Genomic DNA, 20821 nt, shown 5'->3' with positions numbered 1-20821 from the left:
GGCGGGGGCTCAGGGGGTGTGCGACACCGTGATCGCCGTTGCCACCAGCCCCCGCTGGACGGTCCACCGGCCCTCGAAGTGGCCGAGGCGCCGGCCACCGACCAGCGGGCCGGGGACGAGGAGTTGGGCGCGGAAGCGCCCGTGCAGCGGCTCGCCCGGACTGACGGACATGTCGATGTCGGCTTCCGTGAACTCCAGCCACTGTCGGGTGAGGGGGAACCACGCCTTGTAGACGGATTCCTTCGCGCTGAACAGCAGCCGCTCCCAGTGGATACCGGGGTGCTGCGCGCCCAGCCGGCGCAGCCTGGCAACTTCGGTGGGCAGGGAGACGGCCTCCAGGACGCCCTCCGGGAGCGGCTGATGGGGTTCGGCGTCGATGCCGAGGGAGGCGAGGTCGGTGGCGCGGGCCAGCGCGGCGGCGGCGTAGCCGTCGCAGTGGGTCATGCTGCCGGCCAGGCCGGGCGGCCAGTGCGGCGCCCCGCGTTCGCCGGGCAGGACGGGCTGCGGCGGCACGCCGAGCTTGTCCATGGCGCGGCGGGCGCAGGCACGGACGAGGGCGAACTCGCGACGGCGTTTGTCGACCGCCTGCGCGACGACCTCGGCCTCCTGGGGGTACAGCGGCGCGGGTTCGCTCCCGTCGTCGCCGTGCACCTCCACGGCCACCACCTCGTCCGGCAGCAGCTCCTCGATCACCCGACCCCGACCTCCTTCGGCAGTACGCGGCGCAGTCTCCCCGGTGGCTCCGCCCGCTTGCGCCACTCCCGGGGGTAGCCGACGGAGACCTCCTCGAAGCGGACTCCCTCGTGCCAGGTGGTCCGCGGGATGTGGAGATGTCCGTAGACCATCGTCTCGACCCTGAAGCGCCGGTGCCAGTCCGCGGTCAGGTCCGTGCCGCACCACATGGCGAATTCGGGGTGCCACAGGACGTCACAGGGGTGCCGGTCCAGCGGGTAGTGGTTGACGAGGACGGTGGGCAGGTCGGCGGGGAGCGCAGCGAGCCTGAGTTCGGTCTCGGCGACACGGGCCCGGCACCAGGCCTCGCGGCTGGGGTAGGGGTCGGGGTGGAGCAGGTACTCGTCGTTGCACACGATGCCTGTCCCGTGCGCGTACTCCAGTCCCTGTTCCTTGGTGACGCAGCCCTCGGGCAGGAACGAGTAGTCGTAGAGGAGGAAGAGCGGTGCCACGGCCACGGGGCCGTCGGGGCTCTGCCACACGGGGTAGGGGTCCTCGGGTGTCGTGACGCCCAGCTCGCGGCACAGGGCGACGAGGTGTTCGTAGCGGGCGACGCCGCGCAGGGTGACGGGATCCTTCGGATGGGTCCACAGTTCGTGGTTGCCCGGCGCCCAGATGACCTTGCGGAAGCGGCCCGCGAGGGTCTCCAGGGTCCAGCGGATGTCGGACACGGTCTCGGAGACGTCGCCGGCCACGAGCAGCCAGTCCTCGTCCGACTCGGGGCGCATGGCCTCGACCAGGGCGCGGTTCTCGGCATATCCGATGTGCAGGTCGCTGATGGCCAGCAGTTGTCCGGCACCACCGGCCGTCGACGTCACGTCCCGCCCCCTCCGTACACCCTGCGTACGCACACTCGGCGCACGCATGAACGGGACCACGAGAACACACGTCGCCGGTGCGGGACAAGGCGGCACGATCGGAGGATCCGCGAGGGGGATCCGTAACACGTACGTTGCACGCGCGGCCTCCGCGAAGCCGTATGATCGCCCCGAAACCTCCGCCACGAACCCCTTGGACAGGGGCGGTTTGGTGACCCTCAAACTCCACTGCCCGGGCACGGGCTGCTCCGCCGTGCCCGCGAACCGTGAAAGGACGGCCCTGCATGGTCTCTCGCGTACGCGTCTGGCTCAACCGCACGTACGCGGAGAACGTGTTCTTCATGGATCAGCTGCGCCGAAATCCCAGCGATCGGGCGGTCGAGATCCATGCGACGCACGGGGACGCGGACTCTCCCGTGCTGGCCGCCGCCGACACCGCCGACCTGGAGCCGGGGGGCCTGTCTCCCGCCGGGTACGTGGAGTTCGCGCTGGCGCAGTGCCGGCGTCGCGGGATCGACGTGTTCGTGCCACGGCTGCACCAGTCGGCGATCGTGGCGCACCGCGCCGATTTCGAGGCGGCCGGTACCGCGCTGCTCGCGCCACCGCCCGAGGCCGTGGCCGTCTTCGAGGACAAGGTGATCGCCTACGAGGCCATGGAGGCGATCGGGGCGCCGGTGCCGCCGTGGTGGCGGGTGCGGTCGGCGGATGAACTCGTCGCGGCTGTCGAGGAGTTGGAGGCGGGCGGGCACAAGGCGTGCTTCAAGCCGGCGTCCGGTGCCGGCGGGGTGGGCTTCCGTGTGATCACGCGTGCTCCGTTCTCGATGGCACAGCTGAGCGGCTTCCCGAGCCCGTATGTGCCGCTGGACCTCGTCGTGGAGGCGCTGCGGCAGGCCGAGGAGCCCGTCGACTGGCTGGTGATGCCGCGTCTGGAGCAGCCGGAGGTGTCGGTGGACTGCCTCACCGGGCCCGACGACCGGGTGCGGCTGGCGATCGGACGCACCAAGAACGGCCGGCGGCGCGGGTTCACCCTGCACGAGCAGTGGCTGGAGCCGGCGCGGCTGGTCGCGGAGAGCTTCGGGCTGCACTACCTGTCCAACATCCAGTTCCGGATGTACGGCGACCGGCCGGTGCTGATGGATGTGAACACGCGGCCGGCCGGCGGCCTGCACCAGCTGTCGCTGTGCGGGGTCAACGCCCCTTGGGCGGCGGTGCAGTTGGCTCTCGGTGAGGATCCGGGCGAGATGGCCCCGCCGTTCCTGGGGCAGGACTACACGGTGGTTTCCGGGCTGCGGCCCCTGCGGGCGGTTTCGCTGCCGCAGCAGAGGGTCGAGGAACCGACGGAGGCGTTGTTGCCGGCCGTGCCGATGCCGGCACCGGTCGATTCCGTCGAGGCGGCGGCGACCGTAATGCCGCTGTAGGCGGTCGGCGGGTGCGAGTTCGTCGTGGTTGATCGCGCGGTTCCCAGCGTCCCCAAAAACGGGTAGCCCCCGCGCCCCTTGGAAAGGGCGACTCGCTCACCGGTATGGACCAATTCGGCGTCAGACCTTGACACCGGGATTGGTCCATACCAACTTGTGTCGCGCACCTCTCTGCACTCCCGGACACCCCCATTCCTTTCAGGGAGATCGCGTGCGCAACTCACTCGGACGTCACAGACGTCGGCTCCTCGCACTGCTCGGCTCCGCCGCACTCGCGCTCACCGGGGCCATCGCTCTTCCCGGTACGGCCCAAGCGGCCAACATCCTGACCAATTCCGGCTTCGAATCGGGCGGCCTCTCCCCGTGGAGCTGCACCGGCAACCTCGGCTCAGTCGTCTCCTCCCCCGTGCACGGGGGCGCCAAAGCCCTGCAGGGCGCGGTGAGTTCGAGCGACAACGCGCAGTGCAGCCAGACGGTCGCGGTCCAGCCGAACACCACGTACGCGCTCAGCGGCTGGGTGCGGGGCTCGTACGTCTACCTCGGCGTGAACGGCGGCGCCTCCACCTGGACGACGTCCCCCTCCGCGTACAGCCTGCTGTCCGTCTCCTTCACGACCGGCGCCTCGCAGACGAGCGCGACGATCTACGTCCACGGCTGGTACGCCCAGGGCAGCTACTACGCCGACGACATCGGCCTGGACGGGCCCGGCGGCGGTGGCGGCTCGGACAAGCAGGCGCCGAGCACGCCGACCGGGCTGGCCTCCACCGGCAAGACGTCGTCAAGCGTGGCGCTGAAGTGGAACGCCTCGACGGACAACGTGGGCGTCACGGCGTACGACGTCTACAGCGGATCGAGCAACGTCCTCACCGTCTCCGGCACGTCCGCCACGGTCGGCGGGCTGTCGCCCAGCACCGGATACACCTTCACCGTCAAGGCGCGGGACGCGGCCGGGAACACCTCCGGGGCCTCCAACTCCGTGAGCGTGACCACGGACGCGGGCGGTGGTGGCGGGACCGGCTTCAAGCAGGCGGCGCCATATCTGTACGAGGGCTGGGGTGATCCGCCGAGCCCGAGCACGGTGATGAGCGCGACCGGCGTCAAGTGGTTCACCATGGCCTTCGTGCTGGACTCGGGCGGCTGCACCCCGGCCTGGGACGGCAGCCGGGCGCTGACCGGCGGCGTCGACCAGACCGCCATCAACCAGATCCGGTCCGCCGGCGGTGACATCGTGCCGTCGTTCGGCGGCTGGCAGGGCAGCAAGCTCGGCGCCAACTGCTCCTCCGCCAGCGCACTCGCCGGGGCCCTGCAGAAGGTGATCGACGCCTACTCGCTCAAGGCGATCGACATGGACATCGAGAACTCGGACGAGTTCGAGAACGAGGCCGTGCAGGCGAAGATCCTGACCGCCCTGAAGACGGTCAAGGCCAACAACCCCGGCCTGAAGACCATCGTCACCTTCGGCACGTCGACCACCGGCCCCACGTACTACGGCAACCGGCTCATCGAGCAGGCGCAGTCGCTCGGCGCGGGCATCGACGTCTTCACGATCATGCCGTTCGACTTCGGCGGCGGCTCCGACATGTACGGCAACACCGTGAACGCGGCGGAGGGTCTGAAGGCCAAGCTGAAGTCGGCCTTCGGCTGGGACGACGCCACCGCCTACTCCCACATCGGCATCTCGGGCATGAACGGCCTGTCCGACCAGCAGGAGACGACCACTCCGGCGATCTGGACCCAGATCAAGGACTGGAGCAACAGCCATCACATCGCGCGGCTCGCGTTCTGGTCGGTCAACCGCGACCGGCCGTGCCCGGGCGGGGGCGTGGTGAGCAACTGCTCCGGCATCAGCCAGAACAACTGGCAGTTCACCTCGATCACGGCCGGCTTCACCGGCTGAGGAGCAATTGAGGAGGCTGGAAGAAGGGCTGGCGCCCGGGCCCCCGCGGCGGGAAGAATCTTGAACCGACCGCCGCGGGGGCCTTCCCGCGGCTCGACGGCACGGGATCCGGGGGCGGCTCATGGCCGAGGCGGCGCAGGCGTGAGGAGACGCAGCATCACCGGCCGCTGCCTGTCGCTCCTCGAAGGACTGGCTCATCGCGGCGGGCAGTGTCGCGACCGCGCTGGTCGCCGTCTACGCGCTACGGGCTCCCCTCACCGAGTTCGTGCGAACCCGCGGGGAAGCCCGCCGGCAGCGCGATCAGAGCCGGGACGGCTATATGTGAGTGGCCGTCAGAACCGGCCCGACCCCCGGTACAGCTCCAGCTCGCCCTCCAACTCGACGGCGAGAACGGTGGCGTACGGGTCGAGGTCGGCCTCGGCCGGCGGGTCGATCCACAGCACGCCGACCGCGTCGTGCAGTCCGCCGACGACCCGGTGGGCGAGTTCGGTGCCGGTGCCGAGCACGGTGACCCTGCGGACCCCGGTGGCGAGGCCCCGGACGCCGGTCTCGGCACGGGGGATGTCGAACAGGGTGAGGTAGAGGGTGCGGCGGTCGGCGGACAGGGTGCTGGGACCGTAGTGGTGCCCGGGCGGCAGCCCGCGCTGCGTCCCGTACACCGCCTCCGCGTGCTTGCGGATCCACTCCCCCAGGCCTTCCAGACGCTCGACCTGCGGCTGCGGGATGGTGCCGTCCTCCATCGGGCCCACGTCGAGGAGCAGGTTGCCGCCTGCGCCGATGGTCTCGGTGAAGTAGCGGATCAGCTGAGCGAGCGGCTTGTGGTGGTGGTCGTGGTGCTGGTAGCCCCATGAGTCGTTGATCGTCAGGCACAGTTCCCAGGGGCCGTCCGGCGGCACGATGGGGGCGCCCTGTTCGGGGGTGGCGAAGTCGCCCTCGCTGAGCATGCGGGCGTTGAAGACGACGTCCGGGGAGTACGAGCGGATGAGCGCGGCGAGTTCGGGGATGCGCCACTGTTCCTCGCTGCGGTCCCACTCGCCGTCGAACCACATCAGGTCGGGCCGGTGGCGGGATGCCAACTCCCGGACCTGGCCGTCCCGGTAGGCGATGAACCGCTCCCAGGCGTCCAGGTCCTCGCTCTCGGCCGCCACCTCGGAGTAGCGGTTGTCCTCCTGCTCCGGCGGCCGGCCCGGCTTGCGTGTGGAGGCGTAGTCGGGGTGGCTCCAGTCGGAGTGGGAGTAGTAGAAGCCGACCTTGAGGCCCTTCTCCCGCAAAGCCTCCGCGTAGCCGGTGAGGTAGTCCCGGCCGAGGTTGAGGTCGCCGTACTTCGTGTCCCACAGCGCCACGCCGTCATGGTGACGACTCGTCAGGACGGCGTACCTGGCGCCCGCCCGGGCGAACAGGTCGGCCCAGGCCTTCGGGTCGTAGTGGGCGCCCGTGAAGCGTTCCAGCTGGGACATGTACTGGTCGTGCGGCACGATGTCGTCGTAGAACGACCAGGATTCCTGGACGCCGTCGACGGCGTAGATGCCCCAGTGGACGAAGATCCCCAACTTGGCGTCGGTGAACCAGGGTTGCATGGGCACGGGTCAGCTCCTCCGCAGTCGGAGCGTCAGGATCTGGAAGGGCCGCAGCGCGACGGGGACGCCGCCGTCGACCACGTCCGCGTCCTCCAGTCGCCGTTCCAGCAGGTCGGTCACCTGGGCGCCGGCGAGCGGGAAGCCGGTGCGCAGCACGCCCTGGGCGCGGCCGCCGCGGGACTCGTAGAGCCGTACGACGACATCGCCCGAGGCGTCGTCGGCGAGCTTGACCGCCTCGACGGTCACGCCCTCGCCGTCCACGGAGACCACCGGCTCCGGGGCGCCTGCCGAATCCGCCACCCGCAGGGGGAGGTTGAGGGCGTAGCCCTCGGCGACGGCGTCGTCGATGCTGGCGCCGGGCAGGAGCGAGTAGACGAAGCGGTGGCGGCCCTGGTCGGCCTCCGGGTCCGGGACGCGCGGGGCGCGGACCAGGCTGAGGCTGACCCGGGTCGTCGTGCCGCCGTCCTCACGGACCGTGCGGGTCACGTCGTGGCCGTAGGTCGAGTCGTTGATGACCGCGACGCCGTAGCCGGGCTCTGCGATGTGCACCCAGCGGTGGCCGGAGACCTCGAAACGGGCCGCTTCCCAGCTGGTGTTGGTGTGCGTGGGCCGCTGGACGTGGCCGAACTGGATCTCGGCGGAGGAGTGCGGGGCCCGGATGTCGACGGGGAAGCCCGCCTTGAGGATCTTCTCGGCCTCGTGCCAGTCGATGTCGGTCTCGAAGTCGATGCGGGGGCTGCCGGCACGGAGCGTGACCGTCTGGGTGATCCTGGAGCCCTTGCCGAAGGAGCGCTCGATGCGGATGGCGCCGACCAGCGGGTCCGCCTCGACCACGGTGACCGACTCGGGCTCCAGCAGGTCCGTGTAGCGGTTCCTGTAGTGCTTGTCGATGTCCCAGGCGTCCCAGTAGTTGGGCAGGTCGGTGTGCAGGCGGAGCAGGTTGCCCTGCTCGGCGAGGACTTCGCGGTTGGCCCGCAGGTCGAACACGGACGACAGGGTTCCGTCCTGTGCGACCTCGACACGGACCAGGCCGTTGTCGAGGACGCGGCCGTCGGCCGTCACCGGCTGCGCGGGCTCGGCGGCGACCAGGGGCGCGCTGCCGCTCGCGGGCACCCGCACATACGCGGGCAGGCCCTCGGGGGTACGGACCACTTCGGATCGGTCGAAGGGGCTGGTGTTGAAGACCCGGCTCCCGCCCTCGCCCAGCGCGGCCACGGCATGCGCCGTCAGCTCCTCCAACTCCTTTGCCACCCGGGCGTATTCGGCCTCCGCCTCACGGTGCACCCAGGCGATCGACGACCCCGGCAGGATGTCGTGGAACTGGTGCAGCAGCACCGTCTTCCACAGCCGGTCCAGCTTCTCGTACGGGTAGGCGTAGCCCGGCGCGTGCAGTGCGGCCGTCGTCGCCCACAACTCGGCCTCGCGGAGCTTGTGTTCGGAGCGGCGGTTGCCCTGCTTGGTGCGGGCCTGGGAGGTGTAGGTGGCGCGGTGCAGCTCCAGGTAGAGCTCGCCGTTCCAGACCGGGGCGTCCGGGTACTCCTCGCGGGCCTTGGCGAAGAAGGCGTCGGGGTGCTCGACGACGACCTTGGGCGAACCCTCCAGGTCGGCGAGCCTGCGCGCCCGTTCCATGATCTCGCGGGTGGGGCCGCCACCGCCGTCACCCCAGCCGAAGGGGGCGAGGGAGCGGGTACCGCCGCCCTTCTCCTGGTAGTTGCGCACCGCGCGGTCCATCTCCTCGCCGCTGAAGCGCGCGTTGTAGGTGTCGACCGGCGGGAAGTGGGTGAAGATGCGGGTGCCGTCGATGCCCTCCCACCAGAACGTGTGGTGGGGGAACTTGTTGGTCTGGTTCCAGGAGATCTTCTGGGTGAGGAACCACTCGTTGCCGGCGAGCTTGGCGAGCTGCGGGTAGGCGGCGTTGTAGCCGAAGGAGTCCGGCAGCCAGACGCCCTTGGTCTCGATGCCGAAGTGCTCGATGAAGAACCGCTTGCCGTGGATGAACTGGCGGGCGACGGCCTCACCGCCGGGCAGGTTGCCGTCGGACTCGACCCACATGCCGCCGACCGGCGCCCACTGGCCCTTCTTCACGGACTCCTGGATGCGCGCCCACACCTGGGGGTAGTTGTCGCGGACCCACTCGTACTGCTGGGCCTGGGAGCAGGCGAAGATGAACTCGTCGTACTCGTCGGCGAGCGAGGTGACGTTGGAGAAGGTGCGGGACGTCTTGCGCTTGGTCTCGCGGATGGGCCACAGCCAGGCGGAGTCGATGTGCGCGTGGCCGACGCCGGAGATGGTGTGGGCGCTGGCGTGCGCGGGCTTGGCGAGGACGGGGGCGAGCACCTCGCGGACGGCGGCGGCGCTGCCGGAGACGTCGTCCAGGTCGAGGGCGTCCATGGCCCGGTCCAGGGCGTGCAGGATCTCGTGGCGGCGCGGCTCGTGCTCGGCGAGATGGACCATGAGTTCGCGCAGTACCTGGAGGTCCAGGTCGAGGTGGAAGACCTCCTCGTCGAGGACGGCGAGGTCGGCGCGCCGGAAGGTGTACAGCGGCTTGTCGCCGGCGGTCAGCACGTCGCCCATGAGGGTGGGCGCGGCGAAGTCGTTGGCCAGGATGTCGGGGTTGGAGGCGGCCTCGACCAGGTAGTCGATCTGCTCGCCGCCCGTCGCCGGGTTGGCGATAGGCACGTACTGGTTGAGCGGGTTGACCGCCTTCAGGGGCGTCCCGTCGGGGAGGTGGACCAGCGCCTCGGCCTGGTTGCCCGGCCAGTCGCCGACGAAGCCGAGGTCGATGACCGTCTCGACGCGCCGGCCGGCCCACTCGGCGGGCACCTGCCCGCTCATCCGGAACCAGGTCGTGCCCCAGGGCGGGCCCCACGGGGTGTTCATCGCGAACGGCTCGTACGCGGCGGCCGCGGCCTCCTCGAAGGGGACCGGCTCGCCCGGCGCCTGCCAGGCCTCGACCGCCAGGGGGACGGTGGCCGCGTAGATCGCGGGCTTGATGCGCTGGTTGTGGAGGCGCTCGGCGCGCTCCTCGATCCGGCGGCGTTCGTCGTGCATGGGATCTCTCCAGGAAGGGAGCGGGCGAAGGAAGCGGAGACAGCCTGGGGAAAGCGCTTTCCGGCGAGCGTCTACCTAAGGTACGACAGCCCGGGATGCGCGTCCGTGTAGCCCTCTACCAGACGACGGGCCACGTTCACGGAGTCGACCAGCGGGTGCAGCGCGAACGCCTTCACCGCCGTCGTACGGGAGCCGGACTCCGCGGCGGCCAGCACCTCGCGCTCGACCGCCTTGACCGCACAGACCAGGCCGGTGGCGTGCTCGGGCAGCGGGGCCACGGTGACCGGGTGCGCGCCGTTGGCGTCGACCAGGCACGGGACCTCGATGACGGCTTCGGCGTCGAGCACCGAGAGGGTGCCGCGGTTGCGGACGTTGAGGATCAGGGTGGTGCGCTCGTCGCGGGCGATGGCCCGCATCAGGGCGAGGGCGACCTTCTCGTAGCCGCCGGAGAGGTCGTCGGCGTCGCGTTCGCCGGCTCCGGCGCTCTCCCGGTTCTCGGCCATGTAGGTCGCCTCGCGCTCGGCGCGGGTGCGGTCCCAGGCGGTCAGGGCGTGCGCCTCGGGGTCGCGCATCTCCTCGTAGAAGTGGGCCTGCTGGTCGCGCAGGAAGGCGCCTCGGGTCTTCTCGGCCTGCTGGTAGGCGCGGACGGCCTCGCGGTTGAAGTAGTAGTAGTGCAGGTATTCGTTGGGGATCGCGCCGAGGGACTGCAGCCAGTCGACGCCGAAGAGCTTGCCCTCCTCGAAGGAGCCGAGCAGGTCGGGGTCGGCGAGCAGCCGCGGGAGTTCGTCCCGCCCCGCGATGTGCAGGCCGCGGACCCAGCCGAGGTGGTTGAGGCCGACGTAGTCGATCCAGGCCTCCTTCGGGTTCCCGCCGAGCACCCGGGCGATACGGCGGCCGAGCCCGACCGGTGAGTCGCAGATGCCGATGACACGGTCGCCGAGGTGGCGGGACATGGCCTCGGTGACCAGGCCCGCCGGGTTGGTGAAGTTGATGACCCAGGCGTCGGGGGCGAGACGGGCCACGCGCCGGGCGACGTCGACGGCGACCGGGACGGTCCTGAGGCCGTAGGCGATGCCGCCCGCGCCGACCGTCTCCTGGCCGAGGACGCCCTCCGCCAGGGCGACCCGCTCGTCGTTCGCCCTGCCCTCAAGGCCGCCGACGCGGATCGCGGAGAAGACGAAGTCGGCGCCGCGCAGGGCCTCGTCGAGGTCGGTGGTCGCCGTCACCGTGGGGGCGTCGGCGGCACCGGCCGCCTGTTCGGCGAGCACGCGGGTCACCGCGGACAGCCGGCCGGCGTCGAGATCGTGCAGCACGACCTCCGTGACCCGCCCCTCGCCCCGGTCGCCCAGGAGCGCCCCGTACACGAGCGGCACCCGGAATCCGCCGCCGCCCAGAATCGTCAGCCTCACGCTTGCACCTTTCCTGCCACGACCACCTCGACGCCCGCCTCCTGAAGGGAGGCGCTGGTCGCCGGGTCGGCCGGCGTGTTCGTCACCACCACGTCCAGGTCCTCGGGACCGCAGACCTTCGCCATGCCCGTACCCGGGAACTTGGCCGAGTCGGCCAGCAGGACGACCCGCTCGCTCGCCTTGATCATGGCGCGCTTGACCGGCACCTCGACGACGGTCGTGTCCATCACCTGCCCACCGGGACGCACTCCACTGGTGCCGAGGAAGAGCCAGTCGGCATGCAGCTGGCGCAGATTGTCCTCGGTGAGGAAGCCGACCAGGGAGCGGTACTCCCGGCGGACCATCCCGCCCAGCAGCACCAGCTCTATGCCCTCGTCGTCGGCGAGCTCCTCGTAGACCACCAGGTTGCTGGTGATCACGGTGAGGCGGCGGCCGTGCAGCTGGCGGGCCAGCCGGAAGGCGGTGGTGCCGATGTCCAGCAGCACCGACTGGCCCTCGCGGACCATCGCCGCCGCGCGCGCGGCGATGGCGTCCTTCTCCGCCACGCGCATCTCGGCGACCTCGGCGAAGGGCTGGTCGCCCTCGTCGACGACGGCACCGCCGTGCACACGGGTGAGCAGTCCGTCGTCCTCGAGTTTGACCAGGTCGCGTCTGACCGTGGCAGGGCTCACACCCAGCTGCTCGGAGAGATCGGTCACGGCCGCGGGACCGCCGGAGCGCAGGGCCCGCAGGATGAGTTGATGTCGTCGTTCTGCCAGCACGGCATGAACACTACTCGTCATCTTCAATCATTTCCATGCTCACTTCTGCTCGGGTATTGACCAATCTCGCGGAGCAGCGCACGATTCCGGTCATCGAAATTGACGCGTTTTGACGAGAGGCTGTGCGCGTGGACGACGACAGGCCCGATGTGCTGCTGACCGGGCTGCTCTTCTACGACCTCGTCCTCACGGGGCTCGGGAAGGCGCCGACGCCGGGCGAGGAGATCTGGACGGCCGGCATGGGCTGCGGCCCCGGCGGCATCGCGAACCTCGCGGTGGCCACGTCCCGCTTCGGCCTGCGCACCTCGCTGGCCACGGTCTTCGGCGACGACTTCTACGGCGAGTACTGCCGGGACGTCCTGTGCGACCAGGAAGACATCGACCTGTCGCTCTCCCGCACCGCGGACGGCTGGCCCACCCCCGTCACCGTCTCCCTCGCGCACGGGCACGACCGCGCCCTCGTCACCCACGGCCAGGAACCCCCGTACTCGCAGGACGCACTGATGGGCGACCCGCCCGAGGCGCGCGTCGCACTCGTGCACATCGAGGCCCAGCCCCGCGAATGGCTCGCCAAGGCCGCCGCGAACGGCACGCAGATCTACGCCGACGTCGGCTGGGACCCCACCCAGCAGTGGTCCAGCGACCTCCTCGACCAGCTGAGGATCTGCCACGCCTTCCTCCCGAACGAGACCGAGGCGATGGCCTACACCCGTACGGACAGCGCGCTCGCGGCGCTCGGCACGCTCTCCGAGCTGGTGCCGGTGGCCGTCGTCACCCGGGGCGGCGACGGCGCGGTGGCCGTCGACCAGACGACCGGCGAGTACGCGGAGGTCCCGGCTCTCGACGTGGACGTCCTGGACGCGACGGGCGCCGGTGACGTCTTCGGCGCGAGCTTCGCCGCGGCCTCGCTCGGCGGCTGGCCGCTCGCGGAGCGGCTGCGGTTCGCCGTTCTCGCGGCCGGTCTGTCGGTCCGGCAGCACGGCGGAGCGCTCGCCGCCCCCGGCTGGTACGGCGTCGACCGCTGGTGGCGCTCGCTGACCGACCCGGAGCTGAAGCGGGCGTACGGCTTCCTCTCCGACCGCGTGCCGGCGGACGTCGGCCCGCCCGTGGAGCACGCCCCCGTGACCCCACCCGCACGGCACCCCTGACCCCTACATGCCCCCTCATGCGAAGTGACGAAAAGACCCGAAAGGCGGTGGGAGCTGTGCGGCTCTCACGTAGAGGCCTGCTGCGCGCAGGCCTGGCCGGTACGGCCGCCACGGCGCTCGGCGGCCTGGCGTCCGGCTGTGCCGTTCCGACCGGTTCCACCGGCCGGAACATGGTCCTGTGGTACTGGGACGGCGGCCTCGGCGACACGGTCCTGAAGAACGCCAAGGCCCGTTACGACAGCTCGGTCGACCTCGAGGCGATCAAGATCGGCGGCTACTACCGCTCCAAGCTGATCACCACGATGACGGGCCGGGCCCACATACCCGACATCGCGGGCCTCAAGGGCGAGGACATGGCGTCCTACCTGCCCAACGCCAACCAGTTCGTGGACCTGCGGACACTGGGCGCGGACAGGTACAGGAGCCAGTACCTGCCGTGGAAGTGGGACCAGGGCATCGCCGACGACGGCACGATGGTCGGCTTCCCGATCGACTGCGGCCCGGTCGCGCACTACTACCAGTACGGCGTCTACCGGAAGGCGGGGCTGCCCTACGAACCCGATGACGTCTCCAGGGAGCTGAACACCTGGGAGAACCTCTTCGCGGCCGGCGAGCAGCTCAAGAAGCGGATTCCGGGGACATATCTGCTCTCCGACGTCAACGCCGTCTTCGAGAACGTCGTGCAGCAGGGCAGCAAGCGGTACGTCGACAAGGACCGCCACTTCATCGGCGACCAGGAACATGTGCGCCACGCCTGGGCGCTGGCCGTGGAGGCCAGGCAGCGGAAGATCGTCTCGGACCTGGTCAGCGGTACCCCGGACCAGTTGTCGGCGATCCAGGCCGGCAAGCTGCCGGCCCAGCTCAACGCCTCGTGGGCCACCAGCGACCTGAAGAACGGTGTGCCGAAGACCAAGGGCCGCTGGCGGGTGGCCCAGATGCCGGTGCGTCCGTCCAACAGCGGCGGCTCGTTCCTGTCGATCACCAAGGCGTGCCGGGAGCCCGAGCAGGCCTTCCAGATCATCACGTGGATCCTGAACGCGGCCAACCAGGCGCAGGGTTTCGTCGACGCGGGCCTGTTCCCGTCCACCCCCGCCTCGTACGACCTGAAACTGCTCCGCACGCCCGACCCGTTCTTCGGCGGCCAGATCACGATGGATGTCTTCGGGCCCGCCGCGCAGCGGATCACGGTCGCCTACAACAGCCCGTACGACACAGCGCTCGGGCAGCCCCTCAAGGACGAGATCAAGAACGTCGGTGTCCTCGGCAAGGACCCCAAGAAGGCCTGGAGTGACGCCATGAGCAAGTGCCGGCGCATCGCGCAGCACCTGGGGGTGACCTACTGATGGCCACCGCCCTGGACAAGCCCCCGGTCACGGTGGAGCGCACAGCGGTCGCGCAGCCCAGGACGGGCTGGCGCAAGTATTGGCACCTCTACGCCGCGATCTCCCCCTTCTACCTCCTGTTCATCGGCTTCGGCCTGATCCCCGTCGGCTTCTCGCTCTACGTGTCCTTCCACCGCTGGGACGGCCTCGGCTCGATGGAGTGGGCCGGCCTGTCGCAGTACCAGTACCTGCTGAGCGACAGCGACTTCTGGACCTCGGTCGGGAACACGATCATCATCTGGGCGCTGGCCACCTTCCCCATGATCTTCCTGGCGATGGTGACAGCCGTGATGCTCAACTCGGCGGTCCGCTTCAAGAACGTCTACCGCTTCGCCTACTTCCTGCCGAACGTCACCTCGACCGTGGCGATCGCGATCATCTTCGGCTCGGTGTTCTCCACCAACTTCGGCCTGATGAACGCCCTGCTGCAGGCGGTCGGCCTGGACCAGGTGGCGTGGCTGAACACTCCGTGGGGCATCAAGATCGCCATCGCGGTGCTGATGACCTGGCAGTGGACCGGCTACAACGCGATCATCTTCCTGGCCGGCCTGCAGACCATCCCCGGCGAGCTGTACGAGGCGGCCCGCATGGACGGTGCCGGTCCCGTGCAGACCTTCTTCCGGATCACCCTGCCGCTGATGCGGCCGGTGCTGCTGTTCGTGCTCGTCATCTCGACGGTGACCGGCCTGCAGAGCTTCTCCGAACCACAGGTGCTGCTGCAGACCACCGCCAACGACTCGACGTTCGCGGGCGGTCCGGGCCACGCCGGCCAGACCATGGTCCTCTACTTCTTCCAGCAGACCTTCGACAACAACGACTTCGGCTACGGCGCCGCCGTGGCGTGGGGCATCTTCCTCGTCGTCATCATCTTCTCGATCATCAACTGGCGCCTGGTGCAGCGCCGGGGCGAAGACTAGGGAGGCCGCTCACCATGGCATCCATCAAGGGAACCCGCAGCCGGTCCGTCACGCTGCACGCCGTGCTCGTGATCGGTCTGCTGCTCTCGGCCTTCCCGTTCTACTGGGCCGTGATCATGTCGACGCACACCACGTCGGAGATCTTCTCGTACCCGCCGAAGCTGCTGCCGAGTTCGCACTTCCTGCAGAACGCCCGCAGCCTCTTCGGCAACATCGATTTCTTCGGTTCGATGTTCAACTCGCTGCTGGTGGCGGGGTCGGTGACCTTCCTGGTCCTGTTCTTCGACTCGCTCGCCGCCTTCGTCTTCGCGAAGTTCGACTTCCCGGGCAAGAACGTGCTGTTCGCGCTGCTGATGGTCATCTTCATGGTGCCCGCGCAGCTGTCGGCCATCCCGCAGTTCGTGATCATGGCGAAGCTCGGCTGGATCGGCTCGATGACCTCGCTGATCGTGCCGGCGGCGGCGAACGCGTTCGGCATCTTCTGGATGCGCCAGTACATGAAGAGCGCCATCCACGACGAACTCCTCGACGCCTCGCGGATCGACGGGGCGAACTTCCTGCGCCAGTACTGGCACGTGGCCCTCCCGGTGGTCCGCCCGGGTCTGGCCTTCCTCGGCATCTTCACCTTCATGGGCCAGTGGAACGACTACGCCTGGCCCCTGATCGCCCTCACCAACCCCGACAACGTCACCCTCCAGGTGGCGCTGTCCCAGCTCAACGGCACCCACGGAACCACCGACTACGGAATGGTCATGACCGGCGCAGTGCTCGCCCTCCTCCCGCTGCTGATCGTGTTCGCGATCGGCGCCAAGCAGATCATCGGCGACCTCGGCAAGGGGGCCATCCGCTGATGGACCCGCTGATGGCGCTCCGCCCCTGGGACGCACCCGAGGTGACCTCCTGGGGGCGGCTGCCGATGAACGCCGTCGACCGGCGCGAGGGGGCCCTCTCCCTGGACGGCGACTGGCGCTTCCGGTTGCTGCCCGCTCCTGACGCGCCGGCCGGCGGTGCCTGGTCGTCCTCGTACGTCCCGGGCGCCTGGACGATGCAGACCATGCAGGACGCCGACGACCTGCCGCAGTACACGAATGTCCGGATGCCCTTCGCCGAGTTCCCGCCCCACTCGCCCGCCGCCAACCCGACGGGCGTGTACGAGCGTGAGGTCGACGTCCCCGCCGACTGGGCCGGACGCCGGATCGTGCTCCAGGTCGGTGCCGCCGAGAGCGTGCTGCTGGTGCACGTGGACGGGCGGCCCGTCGGCGTGTCCAAGGACTCCCACCTGGCCGCCGACTTCGACCTGAGCGATGTCGTGCGCCCCGGCGAGCGGTCCGTCGTACGGCTCACCGTCGTCAAGTGGTCCGACGCCTCGCACATCGAGGACCAGGACCAGTGGTGGCACGGCGGCATCACCCGCTCGGTGCTGCTGTACGCGACCGACCCGCTGCACCTGGCCGACGTCACCGTGCGGGCCGCCTTCGACGGCGGGCTGCGCGTCGACTGCCGGGTGCGGGACGCGGGCGGCGCGCTGCCCGAGGGGTGGTACGTCAGCGGCGAGCTGGAGGGCCTGCCCCTGACCCAGGACCGGGAGTTCGACCGCGTCAACGCCGAGGACGACCGTGTCTCCGACTTCCTCGGCGAGGCCCGGATCCACGCCACGGTCCCGGATGTGCGCACCTGGAACGCCGAGACCCCCGAGCTGTACGACCTGACCGTCCGCCTGCACCGCGGCGACGGCACCGTCGTCGACACCTCGTGCCACCGCGTCGGCTTCCGCGACGTCGAGATCATCGGCCGCGACCTGCTCGTCAACGGCGAACGGGTCTTCATCCGCGGCGTCAACCGGCACGACTTCCATCCGCTGACCGGCCGCACGGTGTCGTACGACGACATGCGTGCGGACCTCGCCCTGCTGAAGCGGTTCGGCTTCAACGCGATCCGCACCTCCCACTACCCGAACGACCCGACGCTGTACGACCTCGCCGACGAACTCGGCCTCTACGTCGTCGACGAGGCCGACATCGAGTCGCACGACCACGCCCACGAGATCGCGGACGACCCGCGCTACCTGGGCGCGTTCGTGGACCGGGTCTCGCGGATGGTGCTGCGGGACAAGAACCACCCGTCGATCATCATCTGGTCGCTGGGCAACGAGTCGGACTACGGCGCGAACCACGACGCGGCGGCGGGGTGGGTGCGGCGGCACGATCCCACCCGGCCCCTCCAGTACGAGGGGGCCGCCAAGCTCGACTGGGCGGCGACCGACGACGCCTCCGACATCGCCTGCCCCATGTACGCGCCGATCGAGGACTGCGTCGCGCACGCCCTGTCGGGCCGGCAGACCAGGCCGCTCATCCAGTGCGAGTACTCCCACGCCATGGGCAACAGCAACGGCACGCTGGCCGACCACTGGGCTGCCATCGAGGCCACCCCGGGTCTTCAGGGCGGGTTCATCTGGGAGTTCTGGGACCACGGAATCCTGCAACACGTGAGCGACGGCAGACCCGCCGGGCGCGCGGGCGCCGGGCTGTATGACAACGGTGTCGCCGCGCCCGGCCACCGCTGGGCGTACGGCGGCGACTTCGGCGAGACGATCCACGACGGCGCGTTCATCGCCGACGGTGTCGTCTTCCCGGACCGCACCCCCAAGCCGGCCCTGTACGAACACCGGGAGATCGCGGCGCCGGTACGCATCGAGTGCTACAAGCACGAGGGCATCGTGCTCGGCAACCACCAGCACTTCCGTGGCCTGGACTGGCTGTCCGGCGAATGGGAGCTGTCCCTGGCCGACGGCCCCACCCTGACCGCGCCCGCCGAACTGCCCGATCTGCAGCCGGGCGAGACGGCGGCCGTGCCACTGCCCTTCGAGGTGCCCCGCGAGGGCGGCGAGGCGTGGCTGACGCTGCGGGTGACGACGGCCGAGGACCAGCCCTGGGCGCCGAGCGGCACGGAGATCTGCGCGCCGCAGATCCGGCTGCGCGAGCCCGCCGTACGCACGGACGTTCCCGTGGCCCGGCCCGTCGCGGTGGACAGCGAGGGCCTGCTGCTCCATCCACTGCTGACGGCCGCCCCCACCCTGTCCCTGTGGCGGGCGCCCACCGACAACGACGAGCTCGGCGGCATGGCGCCGCGCTGGCGGACCTGGGGGCTCGACGCGCTGGTCCGCAAGGTCGTGTCGGTGCGGCAGGACGGCGGGCGGGTGACCGTACTGGCCGAGTACGCCGGCACGGTCGGCGTGGTACGCCACCGGCAGGTGTTCACCTCGGTCGAGGGCGGCGTCCGGGTCGACGAGGAGGCGACGCTGCCGGCCGAGTTCCACGATGTGGCGCGGGTCGGCTCGGTCTTCGAGACGGCGGAGGGCCTCGATCTGCTGGAGTGGTTCGGGCAGGGGCCGTGGGAGTCGTATCCCGACCGGAGCGCGGGCGCGCCCGTCGGCCACCACCGCGTCCCCGTCGACGAGTTGTTCACCCCTTACCTCCGTCCGCAGGAGAGCGGCGGCCGGCACGGTGTGCGCCGCTTCACGCTGTCCGCGCCGGACGCGACCGGTCTCGCGGTCGAGCTGGACCAACCGCGCCAGGTCTCGGTGACGCGGTTTCGTGCCGAGGATCTGACCGGGGCCTCGCACCACGACGAGCTGGTGCAGCGCGCCGGGTGCGTGGTGCATCTCGACGCGGCGCACCGTGGGCTCGGCACGGCCTCGTGCGGCCCCGACGCCTCCCCCTCCTACCTCATCCCCCCGGGTGTCCATCGCTGGAGCTGGACCCTGCGCGTTCTCTGAGCCCCCGCCCTTCTGTCCCAGATCCATGTCTCAGGTGACATGTCATTCCACGGAGCCCACGTGTGTACTTCCCATGACCACAACCAGGGCGAGGCCGCGCAGGCCGGTGCCGGAAGACGCGGTTTCCTCAGGGCCACGGCGCTGCTCGGCGCCGCCGCCACGGCCGGGATCGGGGCCGGGGTCGCACTGCCGGCCGTCGCCGAGGCGGCCGAGACGAGCGGCTGGCGTCCGGACTCCCACAGCCGCCGCTTCACGATCGCCGTCATGCCCGACACCCAGTACCTCTTCGACGGACCGAGCATCGACAAGGCTCCGGTCGAGGCGTCGCTGCGTTATCTGCTGGAGCAGGGCGGCAAAGCCGGCGAGAACCCCTCGAATCCCGCGAACCCCGAGAACCTCGTCTTCCTGTCCCACCTCGGCGACCTCACGCAGAACGGGGCCGAGGCCGAATTCGCGGGAATCAGCGACGCGTTCGGGCTGCTGGACCGGCGGGGCGTCGGCTACAGCGTCCTGGCCGGCAACCACGACGTGAAGTCGTCGACGGACGACCAGCGCGGCTCGACACCGTACCTGGACGCGTTCGGCCCGCAGCGTTTCAGGGGCAAGAAGACGTTCGGGGGCGCCTCCGAGGACGGCTACAACACCTACCACCTGTTCAGAGCGGCCGGGCGCGAGTGGCTCGTCCTGGCGCTGGACTGGCGGCTGTCGGCGAAGGGGTACACCTGGGCGAAGGACGTGCTCGCCCGGCACCCGAAGACGCCCGTCATCCTGACCACGCACGAACTGGTCGTCCAGGACGACACGCTGTCGGACTACGGGCAGCAGCTGTGGGACCAGCTGATCAGGGACCACGACCAGATCTTCCTGACCCTGAACGGCCACTACTGGCCCGCGGGCCGCGCGATCCGCAAGAACGCGGCCGGCAACGACGTGCACCTGCACCTCACCAACTACCAGAACCGCTACTTCGGCGGCGCGGCGATGATCCGCCTCTACCGATTCGACCTGGACCGCGATGTCATCGACGTGGAGACGGTCTCCCCGTGGATCCTCGGCCGGGCTGCGAAGGGCCTCAACGAGCTGGAGCGGCAGGAGATCGAGCTGAGCGGCGACGCCGACCGCTTCTCCGTCGACATCGACTTCGCGGACCGCTTCGCCGGCTTCGCCCCGGTGCCGGCGCGCCCGGCGCGGCCCGCGTCGAAGATGCTGATCCGGGACACGGCCGCGTACTGGCGCTTCGAGTCGGCCGCCTCCGGCACCGTCCGCGACCTGTCCGGTCACGGCAACGACCTCACGGTGGTCTCCGTGGGCGGCGGCTCGCTCGGCTGGTCCGGCGACCACCACCCCGACCAGCCGGGCCACGGCAGCCTGGAATTCACGGGATTCAAGTCCCCGCTGAAGGGCGCGTATCTGAAGACCGTCGACGGCGCCCCGCTGAACTCGGCGACGTTCAAAAACGGTTACACCATCGAGGCGTTCTACCGGCTGCCCGCCGACTGGGATCCCGACCACAACGCGTGGTCCGGCATCGTCAGCCGCACCGGCACGGGCGGCGCCGCCGGCAAGACCGCCGACGACCCGGACGAGCCCCTCGCCACCCTCTCGCTGTCCAACGACCGTGAGCCGCAGTGGGCGATGCGCCCGCTCAACCAGCAGGGCATCGCCACCAACTGGGGCCAGGAGACGCCGCTGGAGACCTGGTGGCACCTCGCGGTCGTCAACGACGGCCGGCACACCACCCTGTATGTCGAGGGCTGCCCGGTCGTCCGCAACCCGAAGGCCGCCTCGGTGGGCATCACGTCCGTCGGCCTGCCCTGGCTGCTCGGCGGCTACACGTACGCCGACAAGATCGACCAGATCCTGCACGGCCGTCTCGGCGACGTGCGGATCGTCTCCCGGGCGCTGCCCGTCACCTCCTTCATGACCCACTGACGCC

Annotated in this window: 14 protein-coding genes; 8 read left to right on the top strand and 6 right to left on the bottom strand. The window is 70.1% G+C overall.

Translation table 11 applies throughout. The features are described 5' to 3' along the window. Positions 1-9 precede the first annotated feature (9 nt). A complete protein-coding gene (locus OOK07_RS36755) occupies positions 10-693 on the bottom strand; it encodes a 4'-phosphopantetheinyl transferase family protein (RefSeq protein WP_266686447.1) in 684 nt (227 codons plus the stop codon). Next, the gene (locus tag OOK07_RS36750) at positions 690-1550 is read right to left on the bottom strand and encodes a metallophosphoesterase family protein (protein WP_266800793.1); all 861 of its coding nucleotides are present in this window, start codon (positions 1548-1550) and stop codon (positions 690-692) included. The genes OOK07_RS36755 and OOK07_RS36750 overlap by 4 nt, the downstream gene beginning before the upstream one ends. Before the next feature lie 284 nt (positions 1551-1834). Here OOK07_RS36750 and OOK07_RS36745 point away from each other — a divergent pair, with 284 nt between their 5' ends. Further along, a complete protein-coding gene (locus OOK07_RS36745; protein WP_266686445.1) occupies positions 1835-2968 on the top strand; it encodes an ATP-grasp domain-containing protein in 1134 nt (377 codons plus the stop codon). 211 nt (positions 2969-3179) lie between these two features. Further along, positions 3180-4865, top strand: a complete 1686-nt coding sequence (locus OOK07_RS36740; protein ID WP_266800792.1) for a carbohydrate binding domain-containing protein — start codon at positions 3180-3182, stop codon at positions 4863-4865. Between the two features lie 332 nt (positions 4866-5197). On the opposite strand, the gene OOK07_RS36735 is transcribed toward OOK07_RS36740, so the two are convergent. From OOK07_RS36735 to OOK07_RS36720, 4 genes are all read right to left on the bottom strand, one after another. After that, complete coding sequence (locus OOK07_RS36735) at positions 5198-6448, bottom strand: alpha-L-fucosidase (RefSeq protein ID WP_266800791.1); 1251 nt, start codon at positions 6446-6448, stop codon at positions 5198-5200. A 3-nt stretch (positions 6449-6451) separates the two neighbouring features. Continuing rightward, on the bottom strand, positions 6452-9493 hold the full coding sequence (locus tag OOK07_RS36730; RefSeq protein ID WP_266800790.1) for an alpha-mannosidase: 3042 nt from the start codon (positions 9491-9493) through the stop codon (positions 6452-6454). A 71-nt stretch (positions 9494-9564) separates the two neighbouring features. Continuing rightward, on the bottom strand, positions 9565-10902 hold the full coding sequence (locus tag OOK07_RS36725) for a 6-phospho-beta-glucosidase (protein WP_266800789.1): 1338 nt from the start codon (positions 10900-10902) through the stop codon (positions 9565-9567). Then, complete coding sequence (locus tag OOK07_RS36720; protein WP_266800788.1) at positions 10899-11663, bottom strand: DeoR/GlpR family DNA-binding transcription regulator; 765 nt, start codon at positions 11661-11663, stop codon at positions 10899-10901. The genes OOK07_RS36725 and OOK07_RS36720 overlap by 4 nt, the downstream gene beginning before the upstream one ends. A gap of 128 nt (positions 11664-11791) precedes the next feature. Here OOK07_RS36720 and OOK07_RS36715 point away from each other — a divergent pair, with 128 nt between their 5' ends. The 6 genes from OOK07_RS36715 to OOK07_RS36690 are packed head-to-tail and all read left to right on the top strand — an operon-like array spanning position 11792 to position 20817. Further along, a complete protein-coding gene (locus OOK07_RS36715) occupies positions 11792-12811 on the top strand; it encodes a carbohydrate kinase family protein (RefSeq protein ID WP_266686440.1) in 1020 nt (339 codons plus the stop codon). Positions 12812-12867: 56 nt separating this feature from the next. Then, positions 12868-14154 (top strand): ABC transporter substrate-binding protein, encoded by a 1287-nt coding sequence (locus OOK07_RS36710; protein WP_266800787.1) that lies wholly within the window; start codon positions 12868-12870, stop codon positions 14152-14154. After that, a complete protein-coding gene (locus tag OOK07_RS36705; protein WP_266686439.1) occupies positions 14154-15110 on the top strand; it encodes a carbohydrate ABC transporter permease in 957 nt (318 codons plus the stop codon). The genes OOK07_RS36710 and OOK07_RS36705 overlap by 1 nt, the downstream gene beginning before the upstream one ends. A gap of 14 nt (positions 15111-15124) precedes the next feature. Next, positions 15125-15961 carry a carbohydrate ABC transporter permease gene (locus OOK07_RS36700; RefSeq protein ID WP_266686438.1) on the top strand — a complete coding sequence of 279 codons (837 nt, stop codon included), beginning with the start codon at positions 15125-15127 and terminating at the stop codon, positions 15959-15961. Continuing rightward, positions 15961-18885: a glycoside hydrolase family 2 TIM barrel-domain containing protein gene (locus OOK07_RS36695; RefSeq protein WP_266800786.1), complete on the top strand. Its 2925-nt coding sequence runs from the start codon at positions 15961-15963 to the stop codon at positions 18883-18885. Before OOK07_RS36700 ends, OOK07_RS36695 begins: the two co-directional genes overlap by 1 nt. Positions 18886-18945: 60 nt before the next feature. Next, positions 18946-20817 carry a LamG-like jellyroll fold domain-containing protein gene (locus OOK07_RS36690; RefSeq protein WP_266800785.1) on the top strand — a complete coding sequence of 624 codons (1872 nt, stop codon included), beginning with the start codon at positions 18946-18948 and terminating at the stop codon, positions 20815-20817. The last annotated feature ends 4 nt before the right edge of the window (positions 20818-20821 follow it).

Source organism: Streptomyces sp. NBC_00078, assembly GCF_026343335.1.
Lineage (GTDB): Bacteria > Actinomycetota > Actinomycetes > Streptomycetales > Streptomycetaceae > Streptomyces.
The sequence above is the reverse complement of the archived record's forward strand: the minus strand, read 5'-3'. Positions and strand labels throughout refer to the sequence as shown.

What these genes read in the sequence shown, in the direction of transcription:
- OOK07_RS36745 (WP_266686445.1), top strand. Translation starts at nt 1,835, where the DNA reads ATGGTCTCTCGCGTACGCGTCTGGCTCAACCGCACGTACGCGGAGAAC.
- OOK07_RS36730 (WP_266800790.1), bottom strand. Translation starts at nt 9,493, where the DNA reads ATGCACGACGAACGCCGCCGGATCGAGGAGCGCGCCGAGCGCCTCCAC.
- OOK07_RS36705 (WP_266686439.1), top strand. Translation starts at nt 14,154, where the DNA reads ATGGCCACCGCCCTGGACAAGCCCCCGGTCACGGTGGAGCGCACAGCG.
- OOK07_RS36700 (WP_266686438.1), top strand. Translation starts at nt 15,125, where the DNA reads ATGGCATCCATCAAGGGAACCCGCAGCCGGTCCGTCACGCTGCACGCC.
- OOK07_RS36695 (WP_266800786.1), top strand. Translation starts at nt 15,961, where the DNA reads ATGGACCCGCTGATGGCGCTCCGCCCCTGGGACGCACCCGAGGTGACC.